14 protein-coding genes are annotated in these 13823 nt (G+C 72.3%); 9 read left to right on the top strand and 5 right to left on the bottom strand.

Annotated features, from left to right (window positions below; all coding sequences use genetic code 11):
• The first annotated feature begins 56 nt into the window (after positions 1–56).
• A complete protein-coding gene (locus tag ACTWPP_RS37260) occupies positions 57–245 on the top strand; it encodes a DUF5302 domain-containing protein (protein WP_443109138.1) in 189 nt (62 codons plus the stop codon).
• A gap of 63 nt (positions 246–308) precedes the next feature.
• Here the strand turns inward: ACTWPP_RS37260 and ACTWPP_RS37265 are convergent, their stop codons facing one another.
• The 5 genes from ACTWPP_RS37265 to ACTWPP_RS37285 form a co-directional block, all read right to left on the bottom strand.
• Positions 309–947 (bottom strand): pyridoxamine 5'-phosphate oxidase family protein, encoded by a 639-nt coding sequence (locus ACTWPP_RS37265; RefSeq protein ID WP_443109139.1) that lies wholly within the window; start codon positions 945–947, stop codon positions 309–311.
• 176 nt (positions 948–1123) lie between these two features.
• On the bottom strand, positions 1124–1870 hold the full coding sequence (locus tag ACTWPP_RS37270; protein ID WP_443109140.1) for a DUF899 domain-containing protein: 747 nt from the start codon (positions 1868–1870) through the stop codon (positions 1124–1126).
• Positions 1871–1976: 106 nt separating this feature from the next.
• Entirely contained in the window at positions 1977–3038 is a 1062-nt protein-coding gene (locus tag ACTWPP_RS37275) for an MBL fold metallo-hydrolase (RefSeq protein WP_443109141.1), read from the bottom strand.
• Between the two features lie 70 nt (positions 3039–3108).
• Positions 3109–4023 (bottom strand): hypothetical protein, encoded by a 915-nt coding sequence (locus ACTWPP_RS37280; RefSeq protein ID WP_443109142.1) that lies wholly within the window; start codon positions 4021–4023, stop codon positions 3109–3111.
• A gap of 18 nt (positions 4024–4041) precedes the next feature.
• On the bottom strand, positions 4042–5346 hold the full coding sequence (locus ACTWPP_RS37285; RefSeq protein WP_443109143.1) for a M20/M25/M40 family metallo-hydrolase: 1305 nt from the start codon (positions 5344–5346) through the stop codon (positions 4042–4044).
• Between the two features lie 210 nt (positions 5347–5556).
• Between ACTWPP_RS37285 and ACTWPP_RS37290 the strand changes: the two genes are divergently transcribed.
• Genes ACTWPP_RS37290 through ACTWPP_RS37325 form a run of 8 tightly spaced genes read left to right on the top strand, consistent with a single transcriptional unit; the run spans position 5557 to position 13781 of the window.
• Complete coding sequence (locus tag ACTWPP_RS37290; RefSeq protein WP_443109144.1) at positions 5557–7176, top strand: peptide ABC transporter substrate-binding protein; 1620 nt, start codon at positions 5557–5559, stop codon at positions 7174–7176.
• A gap of 6 nt (positions 7177–7182) precedes the next feature.
• A complete protein-coding gene (locus ACTWPP_RS37295) occupies positions 7183–8109 on the top strand; it encodes an ABC transporter permease (protein WP_443109145.1) in 927 nt (308 codons plus the stop codon).
• 13 nt (positions 8110–8122) lie between these two features.
• A complete protein-coding gene (locus ACTWPP_RS37300; RefSeq protein ID WP_443109146.1) occupies positions 8123–9025 on the top strand; it encodes an ABC transporter permease in 903 nt (300 codons plus the stop codon).
• A gap of 20 nt (positions 9026–9045) precedes the next feature.
• Positions 9046–10080 carry an ABC transporter ATP-binding protein gene (locus ACTWPP_RS37305; RefSeq protein WP_443109147.1) on the top strand — a complete coding sequence of 345 codons (1035 nt, stop codon included), beginning with the start codon at positions 9046–9048 and terminating at the stop codon, positions 10078–10080.
• Complete coding sequence (locus ACTWPP_RS37310; RefSeq protein WP_443109148.1) at positions 10064–11101, top strand: ABC transporter ATP-binding protein; 1038 nt, start codon at positions 10064–10066, stop codon at positions 11099–11101. Before ACTWPP_RS37305 ends, ACTWPP_RS37310 begins: the two co-directional genes overlap by 17 nt.
• 43 nt (positions 11102–11144) lie before the next feature.
• Positions 11145–12005 (top strand): spermidine synthase, encoded by an 861-nt coding sequence (locus ACTWPP_RS37315; protein ID WP_443109149.1) that lies wholly within the window; start codon positions 11145–11147, stop codon positions 12003–12005.
• Positions 12006–12956: an RNA polymerase sigma-70 factor gene (locus tag ACTWPP_RS37320; RefSeq protein ID WP_443109150.1), complete on the top strand. Its 951-nt coding sequence runs from the start codon at positions 12006–12008 to the stop codon at positions 12954–12956. It abuts the gene before it with no gap.
• A 51-nt stretch (positions 12957–13007) separates the two neighbouring features.
• Positions 13008–13781, top strand: coding sequence for an SDR family oxidoreductase (locus ACTWPP_RS37325; protein WP_443109151.1), 774 nt, complete (start codon positions 13008–13010; stop codon positions 13779–13781).
• The last annotated feature ends 42 nt before the right edge of the window (positions 13782–13823 follow it).

Below are 13823 nucleotides of genomic sequence, written 5' to 3' on the forward strand. Positions count from 1 at the left end.
GCTTTACCTTGGATGTGTGAGGCTGGGGGGTGCCACTACAAGAGCTGGAGGTCCGCATGGCCGACTCGTCAGGAGAACCAGAGGACGGCGAGAACGACGTGAAGCGAAGGTTCCGGGAAGCCCTGGAGCGCAAGCGCGGAGCGGCGGGCAAGAACGCCGGCGAGTCCGGCAGGAGCGGCTCGAAGGTGCGCGGCAAGCACGCCCGTGCCGACCATCAGCGGCAGTTCCGCCGCAAGAGCGGCTGACAGGGCCGCCCGATCTGTGACCCCCGCGCACGCCGCGCGGGGGTCGACCCGTCTCCGCCCGTGTCAGCTCCGGTACAGCTTCTTCGCGTAGTTGGACTCGGAGTAGTACTGCTCCAGTTCGTCCACGCTCTTCCCGGCGTACTGGAGGTCGCCGACGATGCGGGCGTGCGACGGAAGCGCGTCCGGGTCCCAGGTGTCCGGCCTCCACAGCTTCGAGCGCATGAGCGCCTTGGCGCAGTGGAAGAAGACCTGCTCGATCTCCACGATCACCGCCAGGGCCGGGCGGTGCCCCTTGACGACCATCTCGTCGAAGAACGGCGCGTCCCGGACGAGGCGGGCGCGGCCGTTGATCCGCAGCGTCTCGCCGCGCCCGGGGACGAGGAAGATCAGCCCGATGCGCGGGTTGCTCAGGATGTTCATGAAGCCGTCGGCGCGGCGGTTGCCGGGACGGTCCGGGACGGCGATCGTCGTATCGTCGATGACGTGCACGAATCCGGGCGGGTCTCCCTTGGGGGAGACGTCGCAGTTGCCGTCCGCGTCGCTGGTGGAGATCAGGCAGAACGGGGACCGCGCGAGCCATTCCCTGTCCCGGGCGTGCAGCGCGACGCGCTCCTTGGCGACCGCCATCGGCATCGGCGCGCCGAGAAGCTCGCGCAGTTCCTCCGCGGACGTGATCGGGGTGGACTCGGGGGCGAGCGTCATCGGCGCTCCTTCCGGAGGGGGAACCGGAAGATCAGCCTAACGTGGGCGTTTTCGGCCCCTCCAGCCGCGTACCGGTGACCGTGGTGCGGGGCCCCGTGCGACCGCACCACGGTCAACCGGCCCGCCGCGCCGGGCGCCCGCCGGAGCGGGACGCCCGTGGGAAGGGGCGGCGTTTCTCAGCGGGAGTACTCGTCGTCGTACTCGTCCGGGTAGGGGAGCAGGCCGCCCGCCGGCATGCCGCCCGTGCCGCGGTCCTTCGGTTCCTCCCACTCCTCCTGCCGGCCCAGGGCCGTGAGGTCGAGGAAGTAGTAGAAGCCGCCGACCTGCTCAAGGCCGCGGGCGAATGCCGAGTAGGTGTGGTAGACGGTGTCGCCGTCCCGCAGGAAGAAGCTCATGCCGGGCAACTCCATCGGACGGTCGCCCCCGGCCGGCAAGGGCCGGTAGTTGTACTCCTCCGGCGTCACCGACCCGTCGAGCGTGACGTGGTAGTCGTAGTTGAAGTCGCTGCCGTACGAGGAGTACCAGGGGAAGGGCCAGCCCATCTCCGCCTTGAACGGCCCGATCTTCGACTGCGGGGCGCGCGACACCGTCACGTAGGTGGTGTCGCGCTCGTTCAGATGCCGCAGGTGGCCGACCGAGATCTCGGCGAGGCCGGACGAGCAGCTCCGGCAGGGGCGGTCCCACCCGGGGTCCCACATCGTGTGCCCCAGGATGAGCTGGCGGCGGCCCCCGAAGAGGTCGAGGAGGCTCGCCTCGCCGTCCGGTCCCTCGAAGGCGTAGTCCTTGTCGACCAGCACCATCGGCAAGCGGCGGCGTTCGGCGTTGAGCGCGTCGCGGGCCCGGGTGAGCTCCTTCTCCTTGACGAGCAGTTCCTTGCGCGCGGCCGTCCACTCCTCGCGGGTGACGACTTCGGGAAGCGCCATGCGTGTGTCCTCCGTCCGAAACTGCGCCTGCAAGCGGTTCACCCGGTGCAGACTCGCGGGCCCGCGGAAACTCATCGCCCCCGCCGGCCCGTTTCGGACGCGGCCGTCAGCCCCGCACGGCGTAGCGGCGGACGCCGGCCTCGTCGTGGGCGTCCAGGACGCCCCGGTCGGCCAGGACGTCCAGGTGGGCCTCGATCTCCAGGACGGCCAGCATCCGGCTGAAGGCGTCCAGGTCGTCGAGCGAGCGCCTGCGGCGCGTCCACCGCATGGCGGCCGCGACCTCGAAGGCCGTCGTGTGTCCCGCGCGGACCTGCGCGGCGGCGGTGTCGAGCCGCTCGGCGTGATGCTCCATCAGCTCGTCGACCCGGGTGTGCACGCTCGGCTTCACGGGGCCGTGCGCGGGCAGCAGCAGCGTGTCCGGCATGTCGCGGACCAGCCGCAGCGACTCCAGGTAGCTGCGCAGCGGCTTGCGCTCCGGCTCGGTCTCCAGCCCGATCGACGGGGTGATGTGCGGCAGGACGTGGTCACCGGCGAACAGCAGCCCGGCGTCCGCGTCCCGCAGGACGATGTGGCCGCGCGTGTGACCCGGCGTGGCGAACACGTCCAGGCCCCGATCGGTCAGCCCGACGCGCTCCCCGTCGTCGAGCCACGCGTCGGGGAGGGTGTGCGGGACGTCGCGCTCGGACCGCTCGACGGGCATGCCCGCGATCTCGTCGGCGATCGCGTCCGCGCCGCAGCGGCGCAGCATCTCGACCTGCCGGGGGTGCAGGCCCCGGTGGACGTCGAACGCCTCGATCGACGCCCGCTCGCCGCGCCCGATCCGCACCCGCGTCCCGAACGACTCGCGCAGGGCGAGGGCCTGCGAGTAGTGGTCCCAGTGCGCGTGGGTGACGAGGAAATGCGCCACATCGTCCAGCCCGTGGCCGAGCGTGCGCAGGGCACGTTCCAGGGACGTCCGCGTGTCCGGCATGGCCCAGCCGGAGTCCACGACGACGACGCCGTCGGGGTCCTCGATGACGTACACGTTGACCGCGTGCAGCGACGGGATCGGCAGCGCCAGAGGGATCCGGTGAACCCCCGGCGCCACGAGATGCGCGCCCGGTTCGGTCCAGTCAGTCGGCTGCTCCACGACCGGTGCCGTCACCGCGCGCCCCCTGTAGTCGATCACACGTGTTGGAATGACGTTCTAGTCGAACCTACTTCATGTCGTACGACCGATTCGTACCAGGGGTGGCGGGTCACCCGTGCCGCGCGTCCCGGTCGGCGGCCCGGCGGGCCTCCTCGGCCGCCCCGCGGGCCTCCCGCGCCGCCTCCTCGGCGCGGGCGCGGTTCTGCTCGGCGCGCTCCGCCCGCCGCGCCGCCGCGTCGCGCTCGGCGACCGCCCGGTCCAGCTCGTGCCGGAGCCGGCCCACCTCGGCGGACGCCTCCTCCGCCGCCCGCTTCGCCTCCTCGGCCCGCTCCCGGCGTTCGGCGAGCTTGCGGTCCGCCTCCTCGGCGCGCCCGCGCAGCGTCTCCGCCCGCCGCGCCCGCGCGGCGCTCGTCCGCGTGACGTTCGACCTCGCCCGCCGGGGCTCCTTCTCCTTCGCGGGCTTCTCACCGGCCGGCTCCTTCTCCTCGGCGGGCCGCTCCTCCCCCGCCTCCGGCTTCGCGCGTTCCTCCTCGCCCTCCGGCGCCATGGCGAACCCGGCGGGGACGAACCCCGTGTGGCTGCGCGGCTGCGGCAGCCGGCCCTCGCGCACCTCCTCGGCGATGCCGGCGTCCACCGTCGCGGCCTGGAGGGTGTCCTCCACCTCGCGGAGGGCCTGCTCGCGCAGCGGATTGCCCGCGTCCTCGGCGAGTTCGCCGGCGGCGCGCACCAGCGAGCCCACCAGGCGGGCCCGGCGCTGCTCCAGGTCCCCGAGACCGCCGCCCGAGCCCCACGCCGAGCGCATCTCCGACCCCACGTCCAGCAGCCGTTCCAGGTCGCCGGCGGCCGAGCGGGCGAGGAGGTTCACCGCCCACGCCGACAGCGTCGGGCGCCGCAGCGCCCCGATCCGCTTGGCGAGCGGCCCGTCGCCCGCGGCCTTCGCGTCCTGCGCCAGGCGCTTCCGGGTCGCCACGAACTGCGCGGGCTGGACGCCGTAGAGCTCATCGGCCGCACTGGAGAAGTCCACGCACTGTCTCTACCCGTTTCAGCGGGTGTCGAGGAAGCGGTCCAGGACCCGGGTCCCGAACGCCAGGCCGTCCAGCGGCACCCGCTCGTCCACGCCGTGGAACATGCCGAGATAGTCCAGGTCCGGGCCGAGCAGCAGCGGCGCGAATCCGAAGCTGGCGATGCCGATCCCGTGGAACGCCTTGGCGTCGGTCCCGCCCGCCATCACGTACGGGACGGGACGGGCGGACGGGTCCTCGGCGCGGAGCGATTCCGCGAGCGCCGCGAACGTCGGGCCCGCGGGGTCGGCGGCCGGGGCCTCCTCGCGGTTGATGAACTCGCGGGTGACGTTCGGGCCGAGGAGCCGGTCGACGGTGGCGAGGAACTCCTCGCCGGTTCCGGGCAGGTAGCGCCCGTCGACCTGCGCGGTCGCCGTGTCCGGCACGACGTTGACCTTGTAGCCGGCGTCGAGCCGGGTCGGGTTGGCCGAGTTGCGGACCGTCCCGGCGAACAGGCGGCCGACGCCGCCGAGGCGGGCGGCCTCCTCGTCGAGGCGGTCGTGGTCGATGGGGGTGCCGAGCGCGTCCGCGAGCCCGTCCAGCAGGGCCCGGACGCCCGGCGTCAGCCGGACGGGCCACCGGTGGGAGGCCAGCCGGGACACGGCGTGCGCGATCTCGGCGACGGCGTTGTCGGGCGCGGGCTTGGACCCGTGCCCGGCGGTCCCGCGCGCCGTCAGCTTCATCCAGGTCGTGCCGCGCTCACCGGTCGCGATCGGGTAGATCCGCGTCCCGCCCGCGTCCACGCTGAACCCGCCGGACTCGCTGATCGCCTCGGTGCAGCCGTCGAAGATCTCCCGATGCTCGCGCGCGACGTACCGGGACCCGTGGTCGCCGGTGCACTCCTCGTCGGCGAGGAACGCCAGGACGAGGTCGCCCCGCGTGCGCCGCCCCTCGCGCAGCCGCCGCCGGACGGTGGCGAGCGTCATCGCCACGCTGCCCTTCATGTCGACGGCGCCGCGCCCCCACACGCACCCGTCGCGGACCTCGCCCGAGAACGGCGGGACGGTCCACCCGGACGGGTCGGCGGGCACCACGTCCAGATGGCCGTGCACCAGGAACGCGGGATGCGCTGGATCGGTGCCGGGGACGCGGGCCAGCACGCTGGCGCGGCCGGGCGCGGACTCGACGATCCGCGGCACGGCGCCCGCCTCGTCCAGCAGCGCGGCGACGTGCTCGGCGGCCGGCCGCTCCGGGCGGGCCACGCCCTCGCCTCGGTTCGTGGTGTCGAAGCGGATGAGATCGGCACAGATCGCGGCCGCCTCGGCGCCGGTCGGGTCGTCGCTCACCGTCACTCCCATAAGCCACTTTCGTAACAGACCTATATTTTCTTTCCTCGCTGACCTCGGTCAATGGAAGATCAAGAACGTCTCGATCCGGTTTCGACTCCGTGAGCCCCGTACCCAAACCGTCACCGTGAGCAGCCGCCGCGAGGAATCTAGGTGCCGCGGGTGGCCGAGCACCCGCGGCGCGACGCAGCGACCGGGTCGAGGAGGACCATGTCAAGCCAGAGGGGTGCCGGAAGGGGTGTCCGCGGGAAGGCCGCGGGGCTCGCCGCGGTGGCGCTGGCCGCGTCGCTCGGCCTGTCGGCCTGCGGCGGCGACAGCGCCGGCGCGAGCGACGGCACGTTCACCGTGGGCCACTCCGAACCCGACCACCTGATGCCCGCCAACACCACGAGCAGCTACTCCTTCGACGTGATCACCGAGCTGTTCGACAACCTGATGACGCTCGACGCGGACGGCAAGGCGGTCCCGCTGGCCGCCGAGTCGGTCACCTCCGACGACCAGAAGGTCTGGACGGTCAAGCTGAGGCAGGGGCAGAAGTTCCACAACGGCGAGCCGGTGACCGCGCAGAGCTTCGCCGACGCCTGGAACCACGCGGCCTACGGGCCGAACGCCATGGGCGCCAACGACTACTTCTCGGCCATCGAGGGGTACGAGGCGATGAACCCCGAGGACGAGGGCGCGGACCCGGAGGCCGGCACGCTGTCCGGAGTCGAGGTCGTCGACCGGAACACGCTCAAGGTCACGCTCGACGACCCGTTCAGCCCGTTTCCGCTCCTGCTCACCCATCCGGCCTACGCGCCGATGCCGAAGGCCGGGCTCAAGGACCCCAAGGCGTTCGACGAGCACCCGATCGGCAACGGCCCGTACATGATGGAGGGGGACTGGGAGCGCAACAAGCAGATCAAGCTCGTCGCGTTCCCCGGCTACACCGGTCCGCGCGAACCCAGGAACAAGGGCGTGACCTGGAAGAGCTACTCCAGCGCCGACACCGCCTACACCGACCTGCGGGCCGGACGGATCGACGTGCTGCAGACCATCCCGTCCGGCAGGGTGCCCGAGGCCAAGCGCGTGCTGGGCGACCGGTTCCTCGCCCGCAAGATGAGCACCACCGACTACCTGGGCTTTCCCCTGTTCGACGAGCGGTTCGCCGACCCGGACCTGCGCAGGGCGATCTCGATGGTCATCGACCGGGAGGGCATCAACAAGGCGGTCTACAACGGGGACTACTTCCCGGCCGACTCGCTGATTCCGTCCATCATCCCCGGCCACCGCGGCAACGCCTGCGGCGAGGTGTGCACCTACGACCCGGCCGAGGCCAAGCGGCTGTTCGAGAAGGCCGGCGGGTTCGAGGGGACGCTGGAGCTGTACTTCTCCAACTCGCAGCCGACCTACGCCCAGTGGATGCGGATCGTCGCGAACTCCCTGCGCGACAACCTCGGCATCCAGGACATCCGGTTCCGGCAGGTCCCCGCGTCCGACTACTTCTCCATGCTGCGCAACCGTGAGGAGAAGGGCCCCTACCGGCAGAACTGGGAGGCCGACTTCCCGAGCCCGCAGAACTTCCTGGAGAACATGTGGGGCTCGGACAACAACCGCATGGGCTGGACGAACCAGGAGTTCGACGACCTCATCGCCAAGGCCGACCGGACGGCCGACCAGCAGGAGGCCATGAGGCTCTACAACCGGGCCGAGGACATCGCCATCCGGGAGATGCCGATGATCCCGCTGTGGACGTGGGCGGGCCAGGGCGGCCGCTCCGAGGACGTGGAGAACGTCAGGATCACCCCGTTCTCGACGGGCCTGGTCGCCACCGAAGTGACGGTGAAGTAGCCGGCGATGTGGCGTTACGTCCTCCGGCGGCTCCTGCAGGCGGTCCCGGTCTTCATCGGCACCACGCTGCTCATCTACGCGATGGTGTTCGCGTTGCCGGGCGACCCGATCCAGGCCCTCGCCGGGGACAAGCCGGTCCCGGACAACGTCCTGCAGACGCTCCGGGACCGGTACAACCTCAACGACCCGCTGCTGGTGCAGTACGCGAAGTACATGTGGGGACTCGCCCAGGGCGACCTGGGCGAGAACTACACCGGCCAGAGCGTGTCGGAGATGCTCAGCGGACGCTGGGCCGTGACCGCGCAGCTCGCGCTCACCGCCTGGATCTTCGAGCTGGCCATCGGGATCGTCCTCGGCGTGTGGGCGGGCCTGCGGCGCGGCAGGCTCGCCGACACCCTCGTCCTCGGCGGGACCACCCTGGTGATCGCGGTGCCGGTGTTCGTCCTCGGTTACATCGCGCAGATCGTCTTCGGCCTGCACTGGCAGATCTTCCCGACGGCCGGGACGGACGACGGCTGGCCGATGAGCTACCTGCTGCCCGGCATCGTGCTGGGCTCGCTCGGCCTGTCGTACGTGGCGCGGCTGACCCGGACGAGCCTGTCGGAGAACCTGCGGGCCGACTACGTCCGCACCGCCAACGCCAAGGGGCTGTCGCGGGCGCGGGTCGTCGGCCGGCACGCGCTGCGCAACTCGCTGATCCCCGTGGTGACCTACCTCGGCGTCGACTTCGGGAACCTGATGGGCGGCGCGATCGTGACCGAGGGCATCTTCAACCTGCCCGGCATCGGGCAGCAGGTGTTCCAGTCGATCCAGCTCAAGGAGGGACCCGTCGTGGTCGGCGCGGTCACGGTGCTGGTGCTGATCTTCCTGCTGGTCAACCTCGTCGTGGACCTGCTGTACGGCGTCCTGGACCCCCGGATCAGGTACGAGTAGGGGGCGGGCGACGATGGCGACCAAGGAGGCGGATGCCGAGGCCGTCGCGGCGGCGGGCGGCGAGGTCGGCAGGGCCTCGCTGTGGGACGACGCATGGCGCGACCTGCGGCGCCGCTGGGTCTTCTGGGGCTCGGTGTCGATCCTCGCGGCGGTGGCGGCGATGGCGGCCCTCCCCGGGCTGTTCACCGGCCGGGCGGCCAACGAGGGCTGCGACCCCAACCTGTCCAGGCTCGGCCCGTCCGGCGAGCACTGGTTCGGCACCGACCTCGCGGGCTGCGACTACTACGCGCACGTCGTGCACGGCGCCCGCCCCACGCTGCTGATCGGCGTCGCGGTCACGCTGTTCGCGCTGCTGATCGCGCTGATGTTCGGGATGCTGGCGGGCTACTACGGCGGGATGCTGGACGCGCTGATCGCCCGGATCACCGACGTGTTCTTCGGGCTGCCGTTCGTGCTGGGCGGCACGGTGATCCTCGTCGCCTTCCCCGGGCACGGCGTCGGCGCGATGACGCTGGTGCTGGTGCTGCTCGGCTGGACGACGATGATCCGCATCATGCGCGGCCAGGTCATCTCCGTCCGCGACGCCGACTACGTGCAGGCAGCGCGGCTGCTCGGCGCGTCCGACCGGCGGATCATGGCCCGGCACATCCTGCCGAACGCGATCGCCCCGGTGATCGTGGTCGCCACCCTCAACGTCGGCAACGTGATCGTGGGGGAGGCGACGCTGGACTTCCTCGGCGTCGGCCTGCAGTACCCGCAGGTCTCCTGGGGGCTCCAGCTCGGCCAGGCCAAGGACGTCTTCATGGCCCACCCGCATCTGCTGATCTTCCCCGCGGCGTTCCTGTCGGCCACGGTGCTGAGCTTCCTGATGCTCGGCGACGCCGTCCGCGACGCCCTCGACCCGAAGCTGCGGTGACAGATGACCGGAGGCATCACGTGACGGCGGACCTGAAGGACGGCCCGGTCCCGGCGCCCCGCCCGGACGCACCGCTCCTGGCCGTCGACGACCTGCACGTCGGTTTCCGGGTGCGCGGTAAGGACGTGCGCGCGGTGAACGGGCTGTCCTACACCCTCGCCGAAGGGGAGACGGTCGCGATCCTCGGCGAGTCGGGATCGGGCAAGAGCGTCGCGGCACAGGCCGTCATGGGCATCCTCGACGTCCCGCCCGCCCGGATCGAGCGGGGGTCGGTGCGGCTGCGCGGCGAGGAACTGCTGGGCCTGCCCGAGAGGCGCCGCCGCGAGTACCGCGGCGACCGCATCTCGATGATCTTCCAGGACGCGCTGACCGCGCTGAACCCGGTGTTCACCGTCGGCGACCAGCTCCGCGAGATGTACCGGGTGCGCCGCGGCCTCGGCCGCAGGGAGGCCAGGGACCGGGCCGTCGAGCTGATGGACCGGGTGCGCATCCCGTCGGCGGCGCGGCGGCTCGGCGACTACCCGCACCAGTTCTCCGGCGGCATGCGCCAGCGCATCATGATCGCGATGGCGCTGGCGCTGGAACCGGACGTGCTGATCGCCGACGAGCCGACCACCGCCCTCGACGTGACCGTGCAGGCGCAGGTCATGCGGCTGCTGGCCGGGCTCCAGGACGAGCTGAACATGGGCATGGTCCTGATCACCCACGATCTCGGCGTCGTCGCCGGGGTGGCCGACCGGATCGTCGTCATGTACGCCGGGTCGGTCGCCGAGCAGGCGCCCGCCCGGGGGCTGTACGCGCGGCCCGCCCACCCCTACACGCGAGGGCTGCTGGCGTCGGTGCCGCGCCTCGACCGGTGCGGGGGGCCGCTCGTCCCGATCAAGGGGGCGCCGCCGGACCCCGCCGCGCTGCCGCCGGGCTGCCCGTTCCGGCCGCGCTGCCCCCGCGCGGAGGCGATCTGCTCGGCCGAGAGGCCGCCGCTGGTCACCGTCGCGCCCGGCCACGCCGCCGCCTGCCATTTCGCCGAGGAGGTCCACGGTGCCGGACCCGAGTGAGGAGGCTCCCCGGCGGGACGCCCCGATCCTGCGGGTGGAGGGTCTCGTCAAGCACTACCCGGTGACCCGCGGGGTCCTGCTCAAACGCGCGGTCGGGCACGTCAGGGCCGTGGACGGCGTCGACCTGGAACTGCGCCGCGGCGAGACCCTCGGCGTCGTCGGCGAGTCCGGATGCGGGAAGTCGACGCTGGCCAGGCTGCTGCTGGCCGCCGAACGCCCCGCGGCCGGGACGGTCCGCTTCGACGGCCGCGACGTCTTCGCAATGCCGAAACCCGAACTGCGGGCACTGCGCCGCCGGATCCAGATCGTCCTCCAGGACCCCTACTCGTCCCTCAATCCCCGCATGACGGTCGGCGACATCGTGGGGGAGCCCTTCGCGATCCACCCCGAGGTCGCGCCCAAGGGCGAAAGGCGGGCGCGCGTCCGGGAACTGCTGGAGCTCGTCGGCCTCGACCCCGGCCACGTCAGCCGGTACCCGCACCAGTTCTCCGGCGGGCAGCGCCAGCGCGTCGGGATCGCCCGCGCCCTCGCGCTGCGCCCCGACGTGATCGTGTGCGACGAGCCGGTGTCCGCGCTGGACGTCTCCGTCCAGGCACAGGCCATGAACCTGCTCGCCGAACTGCAGCGGGAACTGGGCCTGGCGTACGTGTTCATCGCGCACGACCTGGCCGCCGTCCGCCACATCTCCGACCGCATCGCCGTGATGTATCTGGGACAGGTCGTCGAGACCGGCGACGAGCACCAGATCTACGAGCACCCGACCCACCCGTACACGCAGGCGCTGCTGTCGGCCGTCCCCGTGCCCGACCCGGACGCGCCCGGCTGGTCGGACCGGATCCGCCTCGAAGGGGAGCCGCCGTCGCCGCTGTCCCCGCCGTCGGGCTGCCGGTTCCGGACCCGCTGCTGGAAGGCCCGGGACGTGTGCGCGGAACGGGAGCCCGGCCTGGAGGAACGGGACGGCTCCGCCCACCCCAGCGCGTGCCATTTCGCGGCCGAGGAAGCCCTCACCGAACAAACCTGATGTTCCGCCGGCCCTCCGCAAAGGGTTCCGTAGTGTGGTGGACATGGCGCGCAAGGGCAGGCACGGTCCCCGGCCGAACACCTACAGGATCGACGGCGGGGAAGCCGAACTGCTGCGGGACGCCGACCGCGACGGAGGCTGGATGCTGCTCGTCGGCGGCGTGCCCCAGTCGTATGTGAACCTGTCCGATCCCACCTACCTCGACTTCGAGTACATGCGCCTCATGGGCGACGTCGTCGACTCCCTCGGCGTGGACGGGCAGGCGTTCGACGCGGTCCACATCGGCGGCGCCGGCTGCACGCTGCCCCGCTACATCGCCGCGACCCGGCCCGGGTCCCGCCAGATCGTCCTGGAACCGGACGCGGAGCTGGTCCGGCTCGTCCGCGAGCAGCTGCCCGTCAAGGGGATCCCCGGCCTGCGGATCCGGGTCGCCGACGGGCGGACGGGGATCGCGGCGCTCGCCGACGAGGCCGACGACCTCGTGGTGATGGACGCGTTCGCCGAGGCGTCGATGCCGCCCGAGCTCGCGACCCGCGAGTTCGTGCTGGACGCCGCGCGGGTGCTGCGGCCCCGGGGCGTCTACATGGTCAACGTCGCCGACGGGTTCCGGCTGCCGTTCGCCCGCCGGGTCGCCGCCACCGTGCGGTCGGTGTTCCGGCACACGCTGCTGATGGGCGACCCGGGCGTGCTGCGGGGCCGCCGGTTCGGCAACCTGATCGTGGCCGGGTCGCGGGAGCCGCTCCCGGTGGCGGACCTGACGCGCCGTGCGGCGGGCGGCATCGTCCGGGCCCGGCTGCTGGAGGGCGGCGACCTCGCCGCGTTCTGCGCGGGCGCCGCCCCGCTGCGCGACGGCGAGGAGATCGTCGCGCCCGTCCCGCCGCCGCAGGTCTTCGGGAGGTCCTGAATGAGCACGGGGCCGATGGCCTCCGGCGAGGTCGCGGAGTTCGAGGCGCTGCGGCCGAGGCTGACGGGCATCGCCTACCGGATGCTCGGCGAGGTCCAGGAGGCCGAGGACGCGGTGCAGGACGCGTTCCTGCGCTGGGACGGCACCGACCGGGCCGCCGTCGAGGAGCCGCGGGCGTGGCTGACCAAGGTCGTCACCAACCTGTGCCTGAACCGGCTGAACTCCGCGCGGGCCCGCCGCGAGTCCTACATCGGGCCGTGGCTGCCCGAACCGGTGCCCGCCGCCGCGCCCGGCGGGCCGCCGGGCGCGCTGGGGCCGCTGGAGACCGTCCAGCAGCGCGACTCGGTGTCGCTGGCGCTGCTGACGCTGATGGAGTCGCTCACTCCCGCCGAACGGGCGGTGTTCGTGCTGCGGGAGGCGTTCGGCTATCCGCACCGGGAGATCGCGGAGATCCTGGAGGTGTCCGAGGCGTCGAGCCGGCAGCTGCACCGCCGCGCCCGGCGGCGGGTCGCGTCCGCCGAACGCCGGTTCGCGCCGGGGGACGCGGAGTGGCGCCGGCTCGTCGAGCGGTTCCTGGACGCGGCGATACGCGGGAACCTGCCGGATCTGGAGCGGATCCTCGCCGAGGACGTCGTGTCCTGGTCCGACGGCGGCGGCAAGGTCAGCTCCGCCCGCCGCCCCATCACCGGCCGCTCCCGGGTCGCGCGCTACCTGCTCGGCCTCGCGCGCCGCGGGGGCGAACTGGGGCCCGGCCTGGTGACCGCCACGATCGAGGAGGTCAACGGCGTCCCGGCCGTCGCCGTCCGGATCGGCGGGGCGCTCAACTCGATCATGGTGCCGGAGGCCTCCGGGGATCGGATCACCGCCCTGTTCGTCATCGTCAATCCCGACAAGCTCGCCTTCGCCGACCGGGCGTTGTCACATTCCGGGGAGTCGTCCGGTCCTTCCTGACGGGAAGGGGCCCGGTGAACGGACGGGACCCGCGGACCAAGGAGGAACCCGATGATTCTCGTGACCGGGGCGAGCGGCACGCTGGGCGGCCCCCTCACCCGCCTGCTGGCCGAGGCCGGGGCGGACGTGCACGGGCTGAGCCGCCGCGCCAGGGAGCCGGAGGACGGCGTGACCTGGCACAAGGGCGACCTGTCGACCGGTGAGGGCATCGACGCGGCCGTCGCCGGCGCCGAGACGATCGTGCACTGCGCCAGCGACCCGTTCCACACCAGGCGGGACGTGCCCGCGGCGCGGCTGCTGATCGAGTCCGCGCGCAGGCAGGGCGCCCCGCATCTGATCTACATCTCGATCGTGGGCGTGGACAAGATCCCCTACAGCTACTACCGGACGAAGTACGCGGTGGAGAGGCTCATCGAGGAATCCGGGCTGCCGTACACGATCCTGCGGACCACGCAGTTCCACACGCTTCCGGACATGGTCCTGAACGTCCTCACAAAGATTCCCGGAGTCATCGTCCTCCCGAAGGGACTGCGCGACCAGCCGATCGACGTCGGCGAAGTGGCCGAGCGGCTCGCTCAGCTGGCCCTCGCCGGCGGGCCCGCGCGGCGGGCCGACGACATGGGCGGCCCGGAGGTGCTGACGGCCGAGGAGATGGCCCGGGCGTACCTGCGGGCCCGGGGGCTGCGGCGGCCCGTCCGGGTGCCGCTGCCGCTCTTCGGGAAGGCGATCCGGGGATTCCGGACCGGGCACCACCTGACGCCCGGCCACGCCGTGGGCGAGCGAACCTGGCGGCAATTCCTGGACGAACGCCACACGCGTCTCTGATGGATGCGATTACGGTCCGGTTTCCCCTGCCGTATCGCCCGC

It is taken from the genome of Actinomadura sp. 3N407, assembly GCF_052245875.1.
Classification (GTDB): Bacteria; Actinomycetota; Actinomycetes; order Streptosporangiales; family Streptosporangiaceae; genus Spirillospora.

Coding starts and splice junctions, on each gene's coding strand:
- ACTWPP_RS37295 (WP_443109145.1), top strand. CDS start 7,183: ATGTGGCGTTACGTCCTCCGGCGGCTCCTGCAGGCGGTCCCGGTCTTC.
- ACTWPP_RS37290 (WP_443109144.1), top strand. CDS start 5,557: ATGTCAAGCCAGAGGGGTGCCGGAAGGGGTGTCCGCGGGAAGGCCGCG.
- ACTWPP_RS37300 (WP_443109146.1), top strand. CDS start 8,123: ATGGCGACCAAGGAGGCGGATGCCGAGGCCGTCGCGGCGGCGGGCGGC.
- ACTWPP_RS37320 (WP_443109150.1), top strand. CDS start 12,006: ATGAGCACGGGGCCGATGGCCTCCGGCGAGGTCGCGGAGTTCGAGGCG.
- ACTWPP_RS37325 (WP_443109151.1), top strand. CDS start 13,008: ATGATTCTCGTGACCGGGGCGAGCGGCACGCTGGGCGGCCCCCTCACC.
- ACTWPP_RS37265 (WP_443109139.1), bottom strand. CDS start 947: ATGACGCTCGCCCCCGAGTCCACCCCGATCACGTCCGCGGAGGAACTG.
- ACTWPP_RS37270 (WP_443109140.1), bottom strand. CDS start 1,870: ATGGCGCTTCCCGAAGTCGTCACCCGCGAGGAGTGGACGGCCGCGCGC.
- ACTWPP_RS37260 (WP_443109138.1), top strand. CDS start 57: ATGGCCGACTCGTCAGGAGAACCAGAGGACGGCGAGAACGACGTGAAG.
- ACTWPP_RS37315 (WP_443109149.1), top strand. CDS start 11,145: ATGGCGCGCAAGGGCAGGCACGGTCCCCGGCCGAACACCTACAGGATC.